Genomic DNA, 19,605 nt, shown 5'->3' with positions numbered 1-19,605 from the left:
GAAAGCCGATGTCAGTGACATAAAGGCGGGTTTCCAGTCCGCGAAGTGGTTGCAGACGATCCAAGCCGTGTACAAGCGGCGCTGGCCCAGCGGCGAAGCCCTCGCGATCGCGCAGGCCAAGGACAAGTACTTCAGCCAGTTCGTGAACAAGACCAGCTTCAACGCGCTCGCCGAGTCCCTGATGGTGGCGATCCACGAAGAGACCCACATGTGGGATCTGGATCCCTCGAGAACGTCATGGGACGTGTACGTTTCGGCGTGGATCGACGCGTCCCGCAAGGCGATGAAGGTCCCGATCCACGGCGGATTCCCCCGCCGCGAGATCCTGCCGCTGATCACGGACGATCTCACGCGTTCGATGGACGACATCTACCTGCGGGATCAGCAGCAGGGCTCGTACCGGATCCAAGGGGTCATCGCGGAACTCAACGCCGGACTCATGGGATTGCCCGCGGCGACGGTCGTCGCGGAATACATCCAGGGCGTGGGCGCGAGCAATTCGCGGGACATCGCGGCCACGAACATGCGCTACCTGCAGCTCTATCTGCGCGTCGCGAAGACCAAACATCCCGATTACTGGGCCAAGATCAAGGCACAGCCCGCATTACGCGAACTGGTGCTCATCGAGTTCCTCCGTACCGCCTACTGGCTGGATCAATCCGCGCCCCACGCCGCCAAACTCGGCAGCGCGGACGTGGCCAAGATCGTCGCCAAGAACTACGCCCCGGAGAACATCGCGATCATCGAGGAGTTCACCGGCGCCAAGGTGAACACGGGTTCGGCCAGGAACTGCACGCTCTGACGCCGCGCGCGGCTCGCCGGTGGCAGACCCGGGTCCGCCACCGGCGAGCCGTCGCGTCACGGCACGAACACCGGCTGGTCCAGCGCCCAGAGCCAGGATCCGTCCGGCTGACGGCGGGCGACCTCGATGGTCGTCTCACCGGTGGTCAGCGTGGACGCCGTGAGCGCCAGGTCGCCGCCCACCAGCGCCGGATGCTGCCTGCCCGGCAGGAGTTCCGGCGCGGCCGCGACGAACTCCTCGTACACCTTGCGGATCTCCGCGTGCCCGGTCGCGATGTTGCCCGGCGGGAACGCCAGCACGGCGTCCGGTTCGTACAACGCCACCAGTCCGTCGACATCGCCCGCGTTGCCTCGCTCGATGAAGAATCTGCCCAGATCGTTCGGCTCGGTGGCCACAGTCCTGCTTGTCATGGGAACGAGCCTCGCAGCGAATCACGACATCCTGTGTCGTGTATTCCGCTAGAGTTCCGGATATGCGCGCCGACCGGTTGGTCTCACTGGTGTTGCTGTTGCGGCACCGCGGCCGCCTGTCCGCGACCACGCTCGCGCGCGAACTGGAGGTCTCCACCCGCACCGTGTTGCGGGACATCGAGGCGTTGTCCGCGGCGGGTGTCCCGGTGTACGCCGAACGCGGCAGGCACGGTGGTTTCGGGCTGCTGCCCGGTTTCCGGACCGAACTCACCGGGCTGACCCACGACGAGGCGCTGGCGTTGCTGATCGCCGGATCACGGCGCGGCGCGCAGGCGTTCGGTCTCGGCTCGGCGCTCGCTTCGGCCATGCTCAAGGTGGTCGACGCGCTGCCGGAAGGCCAGCGGGACACCGCGGCGGGCGCGGCCCGGCGCCTGCTCATCGACCCGGAGACCGATCTGCTCTCGCGCCGGGTGGCCGCCGAGGAGGTGCCGGACACTGTCGTCTCCGAGGTCCGGCGCGCGGTGTTCGCGGGACACAAGCTGCGCATCCACTACGCGGCCGAGGGCCGGGCACCACGGTGGCGCACGGTGGATCCGATCGGCCTGGTCACCGTCCGGGACCGGGGTTACCTGCTGGCCACGAGGTCCGGCGAGGACCGCACCTACCGGCTGTCCCGGCTACGGGCCGCCGAGGAACTCCCCGAACCCGCGCAACGCCCGGACCGGGTGGACCTCGACCGGACCTGGCAGGAACGCAGCACACGGTTCCGGAGCGGCGGGGACCAGGTCGCCGTGTCGGTGCTGGTGGATCCGGTGCGGCGGGACGAGCTGGCCGGCACCGCGCTGGCCGTACTCACGGAAGAAGCCGCCGAGGACGGCAGGCTGCGCATGGAAGTGGCCTTCCAGGACGGGCGGCACGCCGAGTGGGCGTTGTGGCGACTCGGCACGGACGCGGAGGCCGTCGACCCTCCTTGGTTACGCGCTTCCCTGCGGGATCGGGCCGTCGCGATCAGCAGCCGCTATGGCGAGGGGTGAGGCCGAACGCGGCGGGGCGGGATGACGCACGTCGGTTTCGTTTGTCCAGGAACGGTTCGGCGTGGTGGTTTCGGTTCGTAGCGCGTTGGTTGTTGGTCATCGACTTCGTCGCCGCTGGGCGATCGGCGCGAACCTAGGTCTGGCCGATGTCCGGGTCCATGCAGCCTTCCCGGCAGAACGGGCCTTGCTATTGCATGGGGTTAAGCCTTCCGCCCTCGCAAGCCGGTTGCCTCAGGGCTCGCGGGGGGGTGGAGGGTGCTACTGCGGATCGCGGCATTGAGGCGGAACGAACTCCGGCAACCCGACGACCGGGCTGTCGCCTGTGGGCAGGATCGCAACCCACCTGCCTACGGGCATCTCTCGGGCTCAACGGCGGCGAAGGATACTGCCGCGGATCGCGGCACTGAGGCGGAACGAACTCCGGCAACCCAACGACCGAGACACTCAGCCAGTCACCAGCGGACAGAATCCCAACCCACCTGCCTGCAGGCAGGCCGAAGGGCCCGTCGCCGGTGTGGCCGACGGGCTCCTCGGGGGTTCAGACGTGGTGCAGGGTGTTGCGCCGGGGTTGTCGGAGCGGATCCCGGTACTGGGGCGGAATGAACTCCGGTAACCCATCAGCGGCCATCCGTACTGCCCAATCACCATGATGAATCAACCGGTGATGAAAACCGCACAGCAGCACGAGATTCCGGAGATCGGTGGGTCCGCCGTCTGCCCAATGGACGATGTGATGGGCGTGACAGTTCTTCGGTTTCCGATGGCAGCCCGGGAAGGCGCAGCCTCCGTCGCGGATGTTCAACGCACGTCTCTGGCCTGGGGTGACGAACCGTCTCAGCCGTCCCATATCCAGCGGTTCACCCGAGGCGCTCATCACGACCGGGAGCATCAGGCAGTCGCAGGCGGCGAGCCGGGCTTCCCGCGCGGTCATCGTCCCGACGAAGTCCAGGCACGCGGTCCCGAGGCCCGATTTGAGTTCCTCCAGCCCGATGGTGACGTGGACGAGGGTGCGGTAGCCGCTGGTCCCGGGCTGGTCGGGGCAGGCGATCGCCAAGTCGAGGAGGTCGACCCAGGCGTCTCCCATGCGTTCGCACTTCATCCGCAGATCGGCTTGTCCGAATTCGTCCACCGGCCGTGGCTGAGCGTGCGCCTCCAGTGCGGCGGCGGTGCGGGCCCCGGTCTCGTCGTCGAAGAGGCCGGTGAGTTTCCAGAACCCGTCCTTGCGGCGCTCCAGGGTGATTTCGCGGCGTGGTTCCTTGGGTTCGGGATCTTTCGGTTCTTTGCCGTCGGGGTCGAGCCAGCCCAGCAGGTTCGCCTCGGCGTCCGCCAACTGCTGCGGACCGGCCTCCCGGGCAAGGTCCGCGAGGATCTTCTCCGCGGTGGCGCGGTCTTCGGTGGAGGTGTCGGCGGGAAGCCGCTTCAAGATCTCCAGGATCTGATCGATCCGCTCATCCCCCACCAACCCCTCCGCCGCCACCGCAGCCGTCGCGGGAGCAACCGGCGGAACCTCGCTACCATCCAAGGCACGGGTGGGATTCAACGCGAGCGCGCGGTTCACCACCGCACGTGCTTCCCCGACCGACAACCCCGCCATATCCGCGAACCACTTATCCGTACGGCCATACCCGTACAAGTCTTTGGGGCCCCGATTCTCGATCTCCGCCAAAAACTGCCCCAAACCGGCAGTGGCCATCCGAATCACCCGCAAAGACTGCTGCACACCATGCGCAAGCTCCAGCTTGCCAGCACGCCACAACTCCTGCGGCAACTCAGGGAGAAAGGTCTCGGACACGCCTCCATAATACCAAGATTTATCGAACACGTGTTCGTAATTTTAAGCAACCTGCAAGAGGGACAGCCAACACTGACGAGTGAACCGCCCTCCGAGCTGAATCACCCTGGGCAACCCCCCAGCGCAATTAGCCGACTAATTGCGAGGAGACCCATCGGATCGAAACTCCGAACCCGCGCATTTAGCCGACTAAATGCAAGGAGACCCACCAGCCGACACCCAAAACCCACGCAATTAGTCGGCTAATTGCGAAAGGGGGCCACCGGCAGGCGGCCCATGCCTGCCGGGCGCGGCACTGCCGCTGTACTCCCTGAGGCCGGAGACCAGCCCGGCCACATCGGGCACGTTCTCGAAACGTCGCCGGTGCACGTCGGCGATCTTCGCGCCGATCTCCGGATCCGGGTCGTCGGTGACGTCGTAGGACACGAACCTGTCGATCAGCGGCAAGCCGAGTCGATCCATTTCGAGATGCGCCGGGTGATTCATGTACTCCTCGTAAGCCTCGATGCCTTCGAGTACGGTGACGGCGCCGTACTCGAATTCGCCACCGAAATCGGGGCCGACGACACGTGCTTTGATGACGGGAATGGCGTTGATGTGTTCACCCATCCGCGCGAGCCCGGCCGCTTTGTCCTCCTCGGAGACATCAGGTTTGAGCGTGAACCGAATGCAGTGATAGATCATCGGATTTCCCCTTCGGGCAGGAGTACGGAAAGGTGGTCACGGGCGAAGTCGGTGACGTCGCGCGCGGGTTTTCCGGTCAGATCGGCGACGGCCGTGTGCACTTCGGCCGCTTCGCCCGTGGCGTAGTGCGCGTAGTCCTCGATGAGGCCTTCGATCTGCCACGGCGGGAGCAGACCGGTCAGTGCCGCGGCGAACTGATCGGCGGAGGTGTCGTGGAAGGTGACGTCCCGCCCCATGGCGGCCGAGAGCGCCTGGGCGATCTGGCCGTGGGTCACCGCACGCGGTCCGGTCAGCGTGTAGGTCCGGCCGGCGTGCCCCGGTCCGGTCAGCACGGCCGCGGCGACGTCCGCGATGTCCCTGGTGTCTATGGCGCTGACAGCGGCATCGCCGATGGGTGCGGCGAAGAAACCCTGCGCGATGGTGCCGGCGAAGGCGAGCAGCGCCTGCAAATAGAGGTTGGGGCGCAGCACGGTGTACTCGATCCCGAGCGATCGGACGTGCGCCTCGACTTCGGCGTGCCAGCGCAGGAACCGCACCGGCGAGTCGGCCCGCGCCGCGTACTGCGAGAGCAGCACGAGCCGGTTCACCCCGGCGTCCCGGGCGAGGTCGGCGAACCGGATCTGGAGCGAGGCGGCGTCGGGAGCGGAAGGGCTGTTGAGGAAAGCCGCGTCGACGCCTTTCAGCGCGGCGCCGATGGCCTCGGGATCACGCAGGTCGGCGACGGCGGTCTCGGCGCCGGGCACGGAAAGCCCGGGGTCCCGGGTCATCGCGCGGACGGCGGCACCGCGGGCTCGCAGGGCGGGGATCAGGGCGGATCCGACGGTTCCGGTCGCGCCGGTCACCAGGATGGTGTCCATTGTGGAGTGTCCTTTCTTGACGGAAGTCAACGACGGGTGGGGAAGAGTGACACCGCGAGGGCGATGAAGACGAGCACGGCTTCACCGAGGAACGCGGTGGTGAACGAGATGTCCCCGTGTGTTCCCGCGGCGCCGATGGCGATTCCGGCGAGCGCGGCCAGCCCGACCGCGCCGCCCAACTGCTGCGCGGCGTTCACCAGTCCGCTGAGCAGGCCCGATTCACCGTCCGCGCTGTCGCGTACCGCCATCGCGGTGGCGTTGACGGCACCCAGCCCGAGCCCGGTGCCGATCACCAGGAACGCGCCCAGCAGGCTGACCGAGAAGCCGCTGGCCGTGGGATCCCAGGCCAGCCAAAGGAATCCCGCGAGAAGCACGACCAGTGCGGTCGGCAGCGCGCGGGCGAGCCCGATCCGTTTCGCCAGCATGGGCGCGAGAACACTGCCCACGATGATCATGACGGCGAGCGGGAGCTGGGCCATGCCGGTCGCCAGCGGGCTCATCCCGAGTACGTCCTGCTGGTACTGGGGCAGGAAGAAGAACAGACTGGTCAGGGTTCCGCCGATCAGTACCATCACCAGGTTCGCGGTGACCACCGGCTTCCGGCGGAACACGCCCAGCGGGACCAGCGGACGCGAAGAACGCCGTTCGACGAACACGAACGCCACCAGCGAAACGAGTCCGGCCACGAGGCCGGTGATCGTGCCGGGAGCGGTCCACCCGGCGTCGGAAGCGGAGACCATGCCCAGCGCGAGCCCGGAGATCCCGACGGTGATCGTGACGGCGCCCAGCGCGTCGAACCGGCCCGGCCTGCCCGGCACCGGCGGCACGGCCCGCCACACGACGAGCGCCCCGACGGCGCCGAACGGCACCGGGGCCACGAACACCGCCTGCCAGCCGAGCAGCTCGGTCAGTGTTCCGCCGAGGAAGACCCCGACGAGACTGCCCGCTCCGGCGACCGCGCCCCAGATCCCCATCGCGCGGGTGCGTTCGGCGGGCGACGAGTAGAGGCCGAGGACGAGCGAGAGCGCGGCAGGCATCAGGACCGCCGCCCCGACCCCCTGCCCGATCCGCCCGGCGATCAGCAGCCCGCCGCTGGTGGCCAGCGCGCAGAAGGCCGACGCCGCGAGGTAGACGGCCATTCCGGCGAGGAACACCTTTCTGGCCCCGAGCACGTCGGCGAGCCTGCCGCCGAGCAGCAGCAGGCCCGCGAACGTCACCAGATAGCTGTCCACGACCACCGTGAGTTCGGCGGCGGTGAGCCCGAGGCCCTGCCGGATCGAGGACCCGGCGAGGTTCACCATCGCGGCGTCGAGGATGACCAGGAACATGGCGCTCGCGAGGCCGAGCATCGCCACCCCGCGCGAGATCCGTTTCGTCGCTCGTACTGTCATGCCGCCACGATCGCGCGAGCCCCCGTCCGCTCGCGTCGGCGACAATCACCTAGTTCGTCTCGCTAGGGTTCAGACCATGCCCACGACGTCCCCCCACTCGCTCGTCGGCCGACGAGAAGAGATCGATCGCCTCCTCGCCCTGGTCCACGCGGCGGCCCGGGGCGAGGGCGGGGTGCTCGTGCTCCGCGGCGAGCCGGGTATCGGCAAGAGCGCGCTGCTGGAGCACCTCGAACGAGTCACGGCGGAGGAGTTCCAGCTCATCCGCGCGTCCGGGTCGGAATTCGAGGGTGAGCTGCCGTTCGCGGCACTGCACCAGCTGTGCGTTCCGGCGCTGGCGCATCTCGACACGCTGTCGGCTCCGTACCGCGAATCCCTTCTCGTCGCCTTCGGGCTGGCCGACGGGGCTCCGGATCCGTTCCGGGTCGGTCTCGCCGCGCTCGAACTGCTGGCGACCGCCGCGGCGACGCGTCCGATGCTCTGTGTGGTCGACGACGCGCACTGGCTGGACACGGCGTCGGCGAGGGCGTTGACGTTCCTGGCGAGGCGGATCGCGGCCGAGCCGATCGCGATGGTGTTCGCCGCCCGTGATCAGGATCCGGTTCGCGGGCTGGACGAGTTGCCGGGGCTGACGGTCGGCGGCCTGAGCGATACGCACGCGCGTGCCTTGCTGGCCGGGGAAAAGACCGTGACGCTGGACGAGCGTGTGCGCGATCGCCTGCTCGCCGAGGCCCGCGGCAACCCGCTCGCGCTCATCGAACTACCGAAGGCCGGTGGTTTCGCGCCGCCGGCACCGTCGCCGATCGCGAGCCGGATCGAGCGGAGTTTCCGGGCCAGGATGGCGGAACTGCCGGTGGACGCGCGGCGGCTGCTGACCCTCGCGAGCGCCGACCCCACCGGCGATCCCGGTCTGCTGTGGGCGGCGGCGCGGCGGCTGGACATCGACGTGCCCGCCGCGAGCGCCGCGGCCGAGGCGTCCGGGCTGATCCGGTTCGGCACGCGGGCGCGTTTCTGCCATCCGCTGGCGCGCTCCGCCGCGTATCGCGCGGCCGAACCGGAGCAGCGCCACCCGGCCCATCGAGCGCTGGCCGAAGTCACCGACGCGGAAACCGCCGGTGACCGGCGGGCCTGGCACCGGGCCCAGGCCACCACGGGACCGGACGAACAGGTCGCGGCGGAGCTGGAATTGTCGGCGTCGCGGGCGCAGGCACGCGGCGGGGTGGCGGCCGCGGCCGCGTTCCTCGAACGTGCGGCGGCGCTTTCCCTCGACCCCGCCAAGCAGACCGAGCGCACCCTCGCGGCCGCGCGGACCACGCTGGAGGCGGGCGCGACGGACGCGGCGGCGGATCTGCTGGCCAGCGTCGACACCGCGACCTTGGACGTCCCCCAGCACGCCTCGGTCGATCTGCTGCGCGGGCGGATCGCCTTCGTCCAAGGCGCGGAGGGCGCCGTCCGCGGGCCGGACCTCATTCTGCGGGCGGCGAAACGGCTCGCCGCCGTCGATCCGGAGCGGTCTCGCGAGTTCTTCGTCGCGGCGCTGGAAATGGGGCTCGTGGTCGGACGGGCCGCGGGAGTGCTGGACCGGGTGCTCGACGCGGCCCGCTCGGCTCCTCCGGGGCCGCCGGATCTCCTGGACGCGCTGGTGCGGTTGACCGCCGAAGGACACCACACCGGGGTACCGGCGCTACGCCGGGTTCTCACCGGCGACGAGGCCGGCTGGACCAGGACGCCCGCCTTGGCGACCGTGCTCGCGGGCGAACTGTGGGACATCGACCTGCACGCGACGATCGTCGACTGGCTGGTGCGGACCGGCCGGGACACCGGGTCGCCGATGACCATCCGGCTCGGCCTGTCCCAGGTGGCACTGCACGCGGTGCTCACCGGGAACTTCGGGCGGGCGATGGCCGCGATCGCCGAAGAGGAGGCGATCGCGGACGCCGTCGGCGATCCACCGCAGCTCTACCCGCGCGTGCATCTGGCGGCGATGCGCGGACGCCGCCGGGAAGTACTCGATCTCTTCGCCGAAGCGACGACCCGCGGCAGCGGGCAGCTGACCGCGAACGCCCACTGGGCGACGGCCGTGCTGTACAACGGACTCGCCGAGTACCCGGCCGCACTGGACGCGGCGACCGAGGCCGTGTCGAGCGGCGACCTCTTCCTCACCGGCATCGCGCTGCCCGAACTCGTGGAAGCCGCGGTGCGCTGCGGGAAGGAGTCCGTCGCCCGGTCCGCGCTGGACTCCTTGACCGCCCGCACGGAACCCGCGGGCACCACCTTCGCCCTCGGGATCGCGGCGAGCGCGCGGGCCATGGTCAGCGACGCGGAACCCGACCACCTGGAGGCGCTCCGGTATCTGGCGGACGGCCCGCTCGCGGTGCACCTCGCGCGGGCGCGGCTGCGGTACGGCGAGTGGCTGCGCCGCGAGGGACGCCGTCGCGAGGCGCGTGAACATCTGCGCACCGCGCACGAACAGCTGGCGAAGATCGGGCTGGAAGCGTTCACCCGGCGGGCCGCCGACGAACTGCGGGCGACCGGGGAGGTCGCCCGCAGTCGCTCCGGGCGTTCCTACGACCACCTGACCATGCAGGAGACGCATATCGCGCGCCAGGTCGCCGCGGGCGCCACCTCGAAGGAAGTCGCCACCCGCCTGTTCCTCAGTCCCCGCACGGTGGACGCCCACCTCCGCAACATCTTCCGCAAGCTCGGCATCTCCTCACGCAGGCAGCTGAGGGACATGCCCGATCTCCGCGACGCGGAGCTCAGTGTTTGACCGGATAGGCCAGCGGCTCGCCGTTCTCACCCGCGCCGATACCGGCGTACTCGCTCACGAGGGCCGGGACGAGGCCGACGTCGTCGGTGGCCAGATCCTTGCCCGTTTTGGCGTCCAGCACGATCGGCTGACCACCGCCGGTCTTGCCGTAGACGGCGCCGTGCCAGGCGAGCGTGATGCCGGGAGCCACCCGGTTGGCCGCCTTGTCCGGCAGGGTCCAGAGCGGGGCCGCGGTCGCGGCGTCGTAGCCGGTGAGCACGCCGCCCGCGTCGCAGACGAGCACCGATCGCTCGTCGTGGCGGCAGGTTCCGTACGAGCTGGGACCGAACTGGTCCTCGCCGTCGACCTTGCGCCTTTCCGCGCCCGTGGCCGGGTCGAGGAACAGGAGTGACGAATCACCGCTGCCGTAGTCGGTCCTGGTGAGCACGACCAGTGCCGGATCGGCGCGGGTCAGGACGACCGCGGACGATCGCGCGGCGCCGACCCATTTCTGCCCGCCGGTGGCCAGGTCGAGCGCGGTCGCCTGGACCATCGAAGAGTTCTCTCGGCGACGTTGAAGTCGGCGCCGGCGACGACGTCGCCGTGCACGCTGCCTGCCTCGTAATCCTTGCGCTCCCACAAGGTCTTCCCGCTGACAGGGTCGAGCGCGACCGTGACGTGGTCGTCCGAGCGGCCGTAGCGGGCGATGACGGCCTTGTCCGTGACGGCGACGACCTCGGTGACGGCGTTGCTCGCGTCGGCGTACTGGTCGTCGGAGACCTTGGTCTCGGACTGCCAGACCTTGGTGCCGTTCTCCCGGTCCGCCGCGATCACCGACAACGCGACGTAGCCGGGAGTGGTGTCCTTTTCCGGGATGACGACCGGGACGGCGGCCACGACGAGCTTGTCGCCGACCGCGGGCGGACGCGGCCCGGTGGTGTTGACGAACGGCCCGCTCTGGTTGTAGGGGTCACCCGGCGTGCGCTCGAACGGGACGGTCCATTTCTGTTGTCCCGTCAGCACATCCACCACGTTCAACGCGGTGGGGGTGACGATGTGGCCGGTGCGATCGCGCAGCGTCATGAACAGCGAGGTGACGTGGCCCGCCACATTGGCGCGCAACGCGCCCGGGGGAAGCCCGACAGGGGCGTTCTTGTCGAACGACCGGGGCGGATCGGCGGTCTTCGCCTCCGGCGCGGCGGACGTGGGTGGCTGCGCGGCGGTCGCCGAGCCGCTCGGCGCCGGGGCCGGGTCGTCGGTTCCGCAGCCCGACGCCGTGAGCACGGCCCCCAGACAGGCCACGAAGACCAGAAATCGCCGCGTGTGCGCACCTTCCCGCTCGGTTCTCCGCTCCGCTCGGAGCCACGGCAGGACGTTAGCCGAACTCTCCCCCGCTGTGTGGCACTTTCATCAAAAGTGTCACTACTGGCTGGTCACGACGCTATCGTTGATCCACATCCGGCACCGGCTGCCTCCGTCTTCCGCGCGGAAGACGGAGGCAGCCGCTCACGACTCAGACCGGGATGTCGCCCGCCGTCCCCCACTGGGTGGTGAACAGGCCGAGGCCGTACCAGGTCCCGTTCGACGGCCGCCACACCACGAAGTCCGCTCGCGGGTCGCCGCCGAAATTGCCGGCCACGGGCACGTCACCGGCCACACCCCATTGCTGGGTCGCGATACCGAGCACGTACCAGACACCGTTACCCGGCCGCCAAACGGCGAAATCGGACCGCCCGTCCGCATTGAAATCGCCCGCCACCGGAATATCGCCCGCGACCCCCCATTGCTGGGTCGCGATTCCCCGCACGTACCAGACGCCGTCGCTCGGCCGCCAAACGGTGAAGTCGGCGCGCCCGTCACCGTTGAAATCGCCGGCGACCGGAACGTCACCGGCCACACCCCATTGCACGGTGGCGACACCGAGCACGTACCAGACGCCATTACTCGGCCGCCACACCGCGAAATCGGAACGGCCGTCACCGGTGAAATCGCCGGTCAGCGGAACGTCGCCGGACACGCCCCACTGCTGGGTCACCACCGTGCCGGTGCTGCTCTGGATGATGTACCAAACACCGTTGCTCGGCCGCCACACGGCGAAATCGGCTCTGTGGTCGCCGTCGTAGTCCGCGGCCACCGGCACGTCGCCGGAGACACCCCACTGCTGGGTCACGACACTGCCGTTGCTGCTGCGGATCACGTACCAGACACCGTTACCGGGACGCCAAACCGCCTTGTCGGCGAATCCGTCGCCGTCGAAATCCGCGGCGGGCTTCTGAGACGATGGCGAGGCGGCGATACCGATATCGTCCGCGCCCGCGGCCGGTGGCGTCACGAGCAGACCCGCGAGCAGACCCGCCAATGCCGTACCCAGCCGAATGGATCTTCGCATTTTGCCGGAATCCCTTTCCGTTCGGTGGACGTGCTCTTCCCAGCCCGCGCTTTTTGCCCGAAGATACGGACCGGGGCCGTTCCAGCCTGACACCGGCGGCGTGACCTTGTCAGCAAGGATTCCGTCCAGCGGACCGTGCGAGGGGATTTCAGTGGAGACCAAGAGAAGACCAAGAAGCGTTCTCGAAGGCGCCTTCACCCTATTGGATGCCTTGGTACGACATCAAGGTGAAGCAGGATTGACCCAGCTGGCCAATTCCTGTTCGATACCGAAATCGACGGCATATCGATTACTCGAGCAATTGACCGCACTGGAGGTTGTCCAGCGCAGCGAAAACCGCTATCGCGTCGGTGCGCAGGCATTCCGGCTCGGCCAATCGTGGCAGCCCTATCCGCGGCTGCTGGAACTCGCGCGCGGCGAACTCCGGCGCCTGGCCGCGGCCACCCGGGCCAGCGCGGTACTCGCCGTCCCCTGCGACGGCCGCATCCTGATCGCCGCCGCCAGCCTCACCCGGCCGGAGGACGGCGCCCTGCTCCGACCCGGATCGACCGTGCCCCAGCGCACCGGCCGCTTCTGTCCCACCTGGCAGGCCGAACACGAACTCGTCGCCGTCGAAGCATCCGTCCGGCTGCCCACCGGCGGCACGGTCGGCTCGATCGCGACCGTGCTCACGACGCCCCGGACACCCGTCACGATGTCCGACACCGTCGCCCGCGCCGCCCGCACCCTCGGCGCGGCGCTGGCGAGCTGAGTGATGCGCGATCTCGCGCTACGGTCCTCTCGTGACCCCGGCCGATGCCCGCGAAGCCCTCCCGTTCCACTCCGGCGCGCACCCGGATGTGGCCACCCCGCGGACAGGGTTTTTGGGCTCTCTGCGGCCCCGAGGGCATGCTCCGCGGAAACGGCCTGATCGGCGACGAGGACGAACGTCGCCGGTAGGAGCGGATTCGTGACCGGGGGCGATCTTCCGGACTGGCTGTCCGGGTGGTGCGTGGAGCACCTGGGAGACGAGCCGGTCGCCGTACTGTTCGAGGCACGGTCGATCTCGGCGGTGTTCGGGCTGCGGCTGGCCACCGGGCGGGACGTCGTGGTGAAGGCGCGGGAAGACGGCGGCCGCGCCGCGTCGTGTGTCGCCGCGCAGGCCCGGCTGGCCGACCGGGGGTTTCCGTGCGCCCGGCCGATCACGCCCGTGACGGAGGTGGGGGCGCTGGCCGTGCACGCGGAGGAATCCAGGCCCGGCGGTGAACTGCTGCGCGGCGACGCACCGGACGTCGCCGCGCGCTACGCGGCGGTGTTCGCCCGGCTGATGGACGGGCTGGCCGACGTGACCGTCTCGCCGCCACTGCCGAATCCCCGCTGGATACGCTGGGATCACCCGGATCCCGGGTTGTGGCCGTCCATCGAGGACCTCGATCGGCGGGACCAGGACGCCGTGCCCGCGTACGTCGTCGAGGCGGCCGGGCGGATCCGCGAACGGCTGCTCGCCGCCGACCTGCCCCGTGTACTCGGTCACGCCGACTTCGAAGCGCAGAATCTCCGCTGGCGGGACGGCCGCATCTGGGCCGTGCACGACTGGGACAGCCTGGCGTTCCAGCCGGAGGCGGCACTGGCGGGAGCGGCGAGCGCGGTCTTTCCCAAGACCGGGCCGGCCTTGCTGCCGCCGATCGCAAGCTCCGAGGCGTTCTTGGCGGCCTATCAAGACATCCGGGGCCGCCGGTTCACGACGGAGGAGCAGGAGGTCGCGTGGGCGGCCAGCCTGTGGCCGGCGGCGCACGACGTGCGCTGGGAGACGCTGCACGGCGCTCCCCCGGATTCGCATGACGCCGTCCGCGCGCAAGTGGCCGAGCGGCTGCGCCGGGCGAACACCTGACGACGACCGAGTGCGCCTTGCCGCGGCCGGCCGAGCTCAGTGCTTCGGCGCCACCTTGCCGATGGCGGCGGTGGCCAGCGCGGTCACCCCGTCCTTGACGGGCGCGCCGTCGGTCTGGTTGGAGTAGTCGACGTGGTACACGACGTTGCGATACCGGGCGGTGACCGCCACCGAGTGACCGCGTTTCCCTTGCTCGACGAGCAAAGCCTCGTCAGCGTCCTTCACGTGCACCGCGACCCCGTTCCGGACACGGCGTTTCAGGTGTTCCGTCGCGGCGTCCACCCCGGACTTCGTGCGGGTGGCGCGGTAGACGTAGCTGGTGACGATCACGTGCGCCGCCCGGACCTTGTCCTTGATGAAGGTGTCGCCGTTGCCCCAGACGCATTGCCCCTGCTCCAGGGAGTCCGAGGTCGAATTGGCCGAACCCGCCTTGAAGTCCGTCCGGCCGGGAATGTGGCGGGCCACCTCGCTCTTGTCGAAGACGGCACAACCGATCGGCGCCTTCGCCAAGTCCTGTGAGGCGTCCACGGGCGGTGGCGCGTCGGAGTCGCCGTCCCGGACGAAGAACCAGTACCCGCCGAAAGCCAGCCCCAGCACCGTGACCGTGCCCAGCGCCAGCATCACGATCAGCAGCCCGGTCTTCTTCTTGCGAGGCGGCTGTGGGTAGTACTGCCACCCCGGTTGCGGCACGGGATAGGCCCCTGGCGGGCCGGGCTGACTCATCGAACTCCCTCGGGCGTCTTCCTCGGAGCGGTGCCGCGGGCATCCGGTCCCCTCGACACCGAATGCCCGCGACGCCCCCTGCTCCGGTGACGCTAGACCGATCGCGGCCCCGGGAATGTCCGGTGAACGCCCTACAGCGAAGCCTCGTTGAGCTCGGCTAGCGTGATGACACCGTCGTCGAGCGCCCGGGTGACGAGCTGGCTCTTGGTGCGGGCTTCGCGTCCGACGTTCGAGTACTTCACGCGCACCCTGGCGATATGCGTGTCGACGGTCTTGACCGTGATATGGAGTTTCGCGGCGACGAGTTCCTTGGAGGAGGCGGCGAACCATGCCCGCAGCACCTCGATTTCCCGTGGGGACAGGCGTGGCCTGCCCGGGGAGTCGTCCGCGGCGAGCGCGCCGGACAGCGACGGCGCCGTGTACGCCTGCCCGCCGGCGACGGCTCTGATGGCGGGTACGAGATGCTCCGGCCCCTCCCGTTTGGTCAGATACGCGAGCGCACCGAGATCGATGCATTTGATCGCGGTGGCGTTGTCCGCGTGCTGGGAGTACACGACCACGCGGCGTCCGCTCTCGACCAGGCGGCGGAGTTCGCCGAAATCCGGTTTGCGGGGCACCAGTTCGAGGTCGAAGATCACCACGTCGGCGTCCGCGCCGGGGCCGGTCCACACGTCGCCGAGGCGGTCTCCGGCGTCGATGAGACCGATCGGCGGGTCCGCCTGCGCACACCAGTACCGCACACCCGCCGCGATCGCCGCGTGATCGTCCACGATCACCGCCGAGATCAGCTCTCCGCCGGCTGCCATTGGGCCTCCATCCAGACTGTTCCGTCTCCGTCGAAGATCTCGATCCGCACGTCCGGTGTCCTCGGCGTCGACGCGATCGGCTCGGCGCAGTCCGCGACCACGTTGACCGACACCAGTCCGGGGCTGCCGACCACGGTGACCCGCGCCCAGGATCCGGCCGTCGCCAGTGCGGTGAGCGCGGCGTCGGTGAGGTCGCGCCGGACGGCCACGGGTGGCACGGGCCACTGGCCGCGCACGTCCAAATCGACCTCGACGCCTTTGCGGTCGGCGATGTCCGCGCACTGTCTCAGCTCGTGCAGCAGCGGGTTCTCCACCGCGTCGGTTTCGGCGAACAGCCGCCGCATCCGGGCCGCTTCGATCGCGCATCCTCGCTGCACCAAGGGATCCGAGGGCGCGAGCGAACCGTCCGCCAGCCCCGTCAGCAACGGTACGGCCGTGTCGGCGAGTTCGGTGAGCCGCTGCTTGCGACGATCGTGCGCGCCGGCCGCGACGGCCTCCGCGGTGCGCAGTCGTTCCAGTTCCCGCGTGGCCTCGGCCGCCCGCGCGCCGATCCGGCCCAGCACGGCCGCGACCACGGCGACGCACAGCGGAAGGCCGATCACCGTGACCGACCCGGTCACGAACCGGGCCAGCACGCTCCGGCTCACGTCGTGGAACAGCAGCAGGTTCGCCAAGGCGAGCGACTCGTGGGCCAGCAGGAAGGCCAGCATCGTCCGGAATGGACGGTCGAGCAGGACGACGACGCCGACCCAGTTGGCCGCGCCGAACAACCAGTCCACCGTGGTCGCCGTCTTGCCGTCGGGCAAGGTCAAATACGCCAGCGCGGACGCGGCCAGCACGACGGCGACGGCGGGCCACCGCGCCCCGCCCCACGGGCGTCTCAGTACGACCAGCACCGCTTCGACGGCCAGCACCGCGGTCAGTGCGGCCAGCGCGGTGAACTGGGCGGCGGGCAGGTCGTGGGATTTCAGGCCCCGCACCAGATTGCTCGACCCGAGCACGTCCACGGTCAGTATCGCGACGAGCAGCACGGCGATCCGCAGCCCGCGCCTGAGCTGCTCCTGGGTCGCTTCGCCGCCGTTCATGTCGGCCAGCTCAGCCGGACCACCGTGCCCGCCCCTTCGGCGGAGGTGATCGTCGCCGTGCCACCGACCCGGTTCATCCGGCCGTGCACGGATTCCCGCAGCCCGCGCCGCGCCGTCGTACCGTCACCGACGGCGAATCCCTTTCCCTCGTCGGAAATCTCGACCGAGAGCGCCTGCGCGTCGCCGCTCAGCCGGACCCTCGCCCGGTCCGTCCCGGCATGGCGGCGCACGTTGTTGAGTGCCTCCCGGACGGCTCCGGCGATCGCACCCGCCACCTCGGACGGCAGCGAAAGCCGCGGCGGTACATCGAACTCGACGATGAGGTGGCCGTTGCCGAGGTCCGCGCGGAGCACCTCGACGAGGTCGGTCTCCGGCGAGGTTCGCCCGTCGTCGAGGAACCGCAACCGGGCCAGGTCGCGGCGTGCCTGCGGGGCCAGCCAATCCGCGTCCGGGGGCACCTGCCCGAGGCCGACCATCAGCAGGGTGGTCGCCACGGTGTCGTGCAGCGAGTTCGCGAGCTCACGTTCGTCGGCGCGGACCGCCGCCGCCACGGCGGCCTCTCTGCGCACCCGCTCGGCCTCGGCCGCCGTCCGATCGGCACGTTCGGCGGCGCGGGTGACGAGCACCCAGGCGACCCTGGACATCGCCGCCATCGCCAGCACCCACAGCTGCGACGCGGTCAGGTCGAGCCCGGCGGCGGCGAAGACGACGAGCATCCCGCCACCGGCGATCAGTGCCGCGAGGCCACCGGTCAGCGGCGGGGTGTGCCATTGCCAGGTCACGCACGCGAAGACGACCAGGAGCCGGAGCCAGCCCGTGTTGCCGTCCGCCTCGGCGTCGGTCCAGAAAACGGTGAGACACAAGGCCAGCAGCACCGCCACGTCCACGGCGATCGGTACCCGCCGCAGCCACCATCCCCGCGCGCAGGTCCAGGTCACGGCGGCGGCGACCACCACGGCCGTGGCCGCGAATGCGGTCGGCGAGCTTCTGAGCAGACCGATCGCCGCTATGGGTGGCAAGGTCGCGACCCGCACGGCGACGGCGTACCGGTGCCCGAACCCGGTCAGCAGCCGCCCGGCCTCCCCCGCCACCCGCTACCTCGCCCACCGTCGAACCCGGCATACCTCGCACGGGTGACCATACCGGCAGTCGAGGTCCGATCGGGCCGATTCCAGGATGCCGTCGTGCGGCAGTGGCCATGCCCCTCCTCGGTGAACCTTCACCGCCACCCCGGCACTCTCGGCACGACGTGGATATGGTCCAGATCACTTCGGAAGTGCGCGCAGCCCGGGGTACGGGGTACCCGACAGACGAGCCAAGGAGGAGACCATGACCGAAACGACCATCGAGCCCAGCCCCGAGCTGCGGGCGCTCGACCGGCTGGTGGGCACCTGGAAGGTGACCGGCGGCGCCGAAGGCACCGTGCGGTACGAATGGATGCCAGGCGGATTCTTCCTGCTGCAGCACGTCGATCTCGAACAGTTCGGCGAGTCGATCACCGGTATGGAGGTCATCGGCAACCTGCGCCCCTTCGGCGAGCCCCCGGGCAAGGATGTGGTCTCCCGGTTCTACGACTCGACCGGGAACACCCTCGACTACACCTACGAACTCACCGGCGACACCCTGACCATCTGGGCCGGCGCGAAAGGCAGCCCCGCCTACTTCCGGGGCACGTTCGACGCCGAGGGCACTTCTCTCACCGGCGATTGGGTCTATCCCGACGGGGGCGGCTACACCTCGACGATGACCCGGATCTGACCCTCACCCCGTCCGGCCGGGTGCGGCGCTCCCGCCCAGACTGACCGTCGTGGCGCAGCCGGGGTTCGTTGCCGAGCCTCCGCACCTGGCCGCCCTGGGTCTTCCACTGCGCGTAGACGAAATCGTCGTCGCAAGCAGCGTCCTTCACAGAGCGGGTATTGCCCTGGCCTGGAGCGCACCGCTCACGCCGGGGATCAAACGGCCGGACAATCCCGCGTTCACTTCCCATGCCCGTAAGCGCGGCGGCGGGGGCTGGAGCCGTCCCGGTTTCGGGAAGACCGGCGGATTCGGAACGATCAGGGAAGTCTCTTACGCACTTCGCGCATACCCGACCCCCGCATTGCCGACCAAGATCACTCGAAGGAGTGGCCTGATTCCCCGCGGGCCCATTCTTTGTCACCACGGGACGAAAAGTCTCGGATACCCATCACCTTCGGAAGCCAATTCCCGGACAGACGAAACTCCCGTTTTCTCGCAGGCCGCACATTCCCCTTTGCCCGAAGCCGCCGACCAGTGGTCGCGGATCGGCTCACCTGCTACGTTCGCGACTCGATTCGGCAACCGAAATCGTCTTTATGAACAGTTTTCAACTGCGGTGACGAAGAAAATTCTGCGAGGAAATCGGCGCATGCTCCGTACTGGCTCATTGGTCCTCGCCCGCGGCATCGAGATGGCGCTGGTGCTGCTGGGGGTCGCGGTAGTCGTCTTCGACAGCGGCCTCTATCTGGCGTTGTGGGACATGTTCGCACTCATCTACCTCCTGATCCGGGTGAGCCGCCTGTCCAGGGCACGACGCTCGACCGCCCCGGCGGACCTCACGTGGTTGCGATCCACCCTGGGGCGGCGCGGCGGGCCCCTTTTCACCCTGTTCGCCAGCCTGGTCGGGATCTCGGCGGGACTGGCGATCGTGCTGGGCGACACCGGCGACATCGACGGCGTGGTGGCCAAACTCGTCGGCGTTCCCGCCGTGGTTTTCGCCTGGGTGATCCTGCATTTCGGGTACGCCGAACGCTATGCGCGCGACTACTACGCCGCGTCGCCGGACGAGATCCTGGTGTTCCCCGGCACCCCTCGGCCGACCTTGGTGGAGTTCACGTACTTCTCGTTCACGCTCGGGACGTCCTTCGCGGTGTCCGATGTGGAGACCCGGGGTACGGCGATCCGGCTGCGGGTCCTCACCCACAGCGTGCTGGCTTTCCTCTACAACACCGCGATCGTCGGTATCGCGGTCGGCGTGATCACCGGCAAGTAACGTCCG

General features: G+C 69.4%; 19 protein-coding genes. 7 read left to right on the top strand and 12 right to left on the bottom strand.

The genetic code is table 11. The annotated features are described in order from the left end of the window. Nucleotides 1-67: 67 nt before the first annotated feature. Nucleotides 68-802 carry a hypothetical protein gene (locus ACZ3HL_RS02830; RefSeq protein ID WP_465416149.1) on the top strand — a complete coding sequence of 245 codons (735 nt, stop codon included), beginning with the start codon at nucleotides 68-70 and terminating at the stop codon, nucleotides 800-802. 56 nt (nucleotides 803-858) lie between these two features. Here ACZ3HL_RS02830 and ACZ3HL_RS02825 read toward each other — a convergent pair whose 3' ends face one another. Continuing rightward, complete coding sequence (locus ACZ3HL_RS02825) at nucleotides 859-1,197, bottom strand: YybH family protein (RefSeq protein WP_465416696.1); 339 nt, start codon at nucleotides 1,195-1,197, stop codon at nucleotides 859-861. Between the two features lie 77 nt (nucleotides 1,198-1,274). On the opposite strand from ACZ3HL_RS02825, the gene ACZ3HL_RS02820 reads away from it, so the two are divergent. After that, on the top strand, nucleotides 1,275-2,246 hold the full coding sequence (locus ACZ3HL_RS02820) for a helix-turn-helix transcriptional regulator (protein ID WP_465528393.1): 972 nt from the start codon (nucleotides 1,275-1,277) through the stop codon (nucleotides 2,244-2,246). A 538-nt stretch (nucleotides 2,247-2,784) separates the two neighbouring features. Here the strand turns inward: ACZ3HL_RS02820 and ACZ3HL_RS02815 are convergent. The 4 genes from ACZ3HL_RS02815 to ACZ3HL_RS02800 all read right to left on the bottom strand — a co-directional run bounded on the left by ACZ3HL_RS02815 (nucleotide 2,785) and on the right by ACZ3HL_RS02800 (nucleotide 6,970). After that, a complete protein-coding gene (locus tag ACZ3HL_RS02815; protein ID WP_465528391.1) occupies nucleotides 2,785-4,038 on the bottom strand; it encodes an HNH endonuclease signature motif containing protein in 1,254 nt (417 codons plus the stop codon). 234 nt (nucleotides 4,039-4,272) lie between these two features. Then, nucleotides 4,273-4,722 (bottom strand): Dabb family protein, encoded by a 450-nt coding sequence (locus ACZ3HL_RS02810; RefSeq protein WP_465416155.1) that lies wholly within the window; start codon nucleotides 4,720-4,722, stop codon nucleotides 4,273-4,275. After that, entirely contained in the window at nucleotides 4,719-5,579 is an 861-nt protein-coding gene (locus tag ACZ3HL_RS02805; RefSeq protein ID WP_465528389.1) for an SDR family oxidoreductase, read from the bottom strand. Before ACZ3HL_RS02805 ends, ACZ3HL_RS02810 begins: the two co-directional genes overlap by 4 nt. A 26-nt stretch (nucleotides 5,580-5,605) precedes the next feature. Continuing rightward, nucleotides 5,606-6,970, bottom strand: a complete 1,365-nt coding sequence (locus ACZ3HL_RS02800; protein WP_465528386.1) for an MFS transporter — start codon at nucleotides 6,968-6,970, stop codon at nucleotides 5,606-5,608. Between the two features lie 76 nt (nucleotides 6,971-7,046). Here ACZ3HL_RS02800 and ACZ3HL_RS02795 point away from each other — a divergent pair, with 76 nt between their 5' ends. Beyond that, the gene (locus tag ACZ3HL_RS02795; protein WP_465528384.1) at nucleotides 7,047-9,737 is read left to right on the top strand and encodes an AAA family ATPase; all 2,691 of its coding nucleotides are present in this window, start codon (nucleotides 7,047-7,049) and stop codon (nucleotides 9,735-9,737) included. Here the strand turns inward: ACZ3HL_RS02795 and ACZ3HL_RS02790 are convergent. The 3 genes from ACZ3HL_RS02790 to ACZ3HL_RS02780 form a co-directional block, all read right to left on the bottom strand. Next, nucleotides 9,727-10,269 carry an outer membrane protein assembly factor BamB family protein gene (locus tag ACZ3HL_RS02790; protein WP_465528382.1) on the bottom strand — a complete coding sequence of 181 codons (543 nt, stop codon included), beginning with the start codon at nucleotides 10,267-10,269 and terminating at the stop codon, nucleotides 9,727-9,729. The genes ACZ3HL_RS02795 and ACZ3HL_RS02790 overlap by 11 nt on opposite strands. Beyond that, the gene (locus ACZ3HL_RS02785; protein WP_465528380.1) at nucleotides 10,188-11,018 is read right to left on the bottom strand and encodes a hypothetical protein; all 831 of its coding nucleotides are present in this window, start codon (nucleotides 11,016-11,018) and stop codon (nucleotides 10,188-10,190) included. The genes ACZ3HL_RS02790 and ACZ3HL_RS02785 overlap by 82 nt, the downstream gene beginning before the upstream one ends. Nucleotides 11,019-11,229: 211 nt before the next feature. Continuing rightward, a complete protein-coding gene (locus ACZ3HL_RS02780; protein ID WP_465528378.1) occupies nucleotides 11,230-12,105 on the bottom strand; it encodes an FG-GAP repeat domain-containing protein in 876 nt (291 codons plus the stop codon). Between ACZ3HL_RS02780 and ACZ3HL_RS02775 the strand changes: the two genes are divergently transcribed. Next, entirely contained in the window at nucleotides 12,092-12,856 is a 765-nt protein-coding gene (locus tag ACZ3HL_RS02775) for a helix-turn-helix domain-containing protein (protein WP_465416167.1), read from the top strand. The genes ACZ3HL_RS02780 and ACZ3HL_RS02775 overlap by 14 nt on opposite strands. A gap of 198 nt (nucleotides 12,857-13,054) precedes the next feature. Continuing rightward, on the top strand, nucleotides 13,055-13,975 hold the full coding sequence (locus ACZ3HL_RS02770) for a phosphotransferase (protein ID WP_465528376.1): 921 nt from the start codon (nucleotides 13,055-13,057) through the stop codon (nucleotides 13,973-13,975). Between the two features lie 36 nt (nucleotides 13,976-14,011). Here the strand turns inward: ACZ3HL_RS02770 and ACZ3HL_RS02765 are convergent, their stop codons facing one another. The 4 genes from ACZ3HL_RS02765 to ACZ3HL_RS02750 all read right to left on the bottom strand — a co-directional run bounded on the left by ACZ3HL_RS02765 (nucleotide 14,012) and on the right by ACZ3HL_RS02750 (nucleotide 17,680). Next, nucleotides 14,012-14,698, bottom strand: coding sequence for a hypothetical protein (locus ACZ3HL_RS02765; RefSeq protein ID WP_465528374.1), 687 nt, complete (start codon nucleotides 14,696-14,698; stop codon nucleotides 14,012-14,014). A gap of 131 nt (nucleotides 14,699-14,829) precedes the next feature. Continuing rightward, a complete protein-coding gene (locus ACZ3HL_RS02760; RefSeq protein ID WP_465416173.1) occupies nucleotides 14,830-15,504 on the bottom strand; it encodes a response regulator in 675 nt (224 codons plus the stop codon). After that, the gene (locus ACZ3HL_RS02755; protein ID WP_465528372.1) at nucleotides 15,483-16,589 is read right to left on the bottom strand and encodes a hypothetical protein; all 1,107 of its coding nucleotides are present in this window, start codon (nucleotides 16,587-16,589) and stop codon (nucleotides 15,483-15,485) included. The genes ACZ3HL_RS02760 and ACZ3HL_RS02755 overlap by 22 nt, the downstream gene beginning before the upstream one ends. Then, nucleotides 16,586-17,680: a sensor histidine kinase gene (locus ACZ3HL_RS02750; RefSeq protein WP_465528370.1), complete on the bottom strand. Its 1,095-nt coding sequence runs from the start codon at nucleotides 17,678-17,680 to the stop codon at nucleotides 16,586-16,588. Before ACZ3HL_RS02750 ends, ACZ3HL_RS02755 begins: the two co-directional genes overlap by 4 nt. A 238-nt stretch (nucleotides 17,681-17,918) precedes the next feature. On the opposite strand from ACZ3HL_RS02750, the gene ACZ3HL_RS02745 reads away from it, so the two are divergent. Next, nucleotides 17,919-18,347 carry a hypothetical protein gene (locus ACZ3HL_RS02745; protein WP_465528368.1) on the top strand — a complete coding sequence of 143 codons (429 nt, stop codon included), beginning with the start codon at nucleotides 17,919-17,921 and terminating at the stop codon, nucleotides 18,345-18,347. A gap of 628 nt (nucleotides 18,348-18,975) precedes the next feature. Continuing rightward, the gene (locus tag ACZ3HL_RS02740) at nucleotides 18,976-19,599 is read left to right on the top strand and encodes a DUF1345 domain-containing protein (RefSeq protein ID WP_465528366.1); all 624 of its coding nucleotides are present in this window, start codon (nucleotides 18,976-18,978) and stop codon (nucleotides 19,597-19,599) included. Nucleotides 19,600-19,605 lie beyond the last annotated feature (6 nt).

Source organism: Amycolatopsis sp. NPDC000009, from assembly GCF_055563465.1.
The sequence above is the reverse complement of the archived record's forward strand: the minus strand, read 5'-3'. Positions and strand labels throughout refer to the sequence as shown.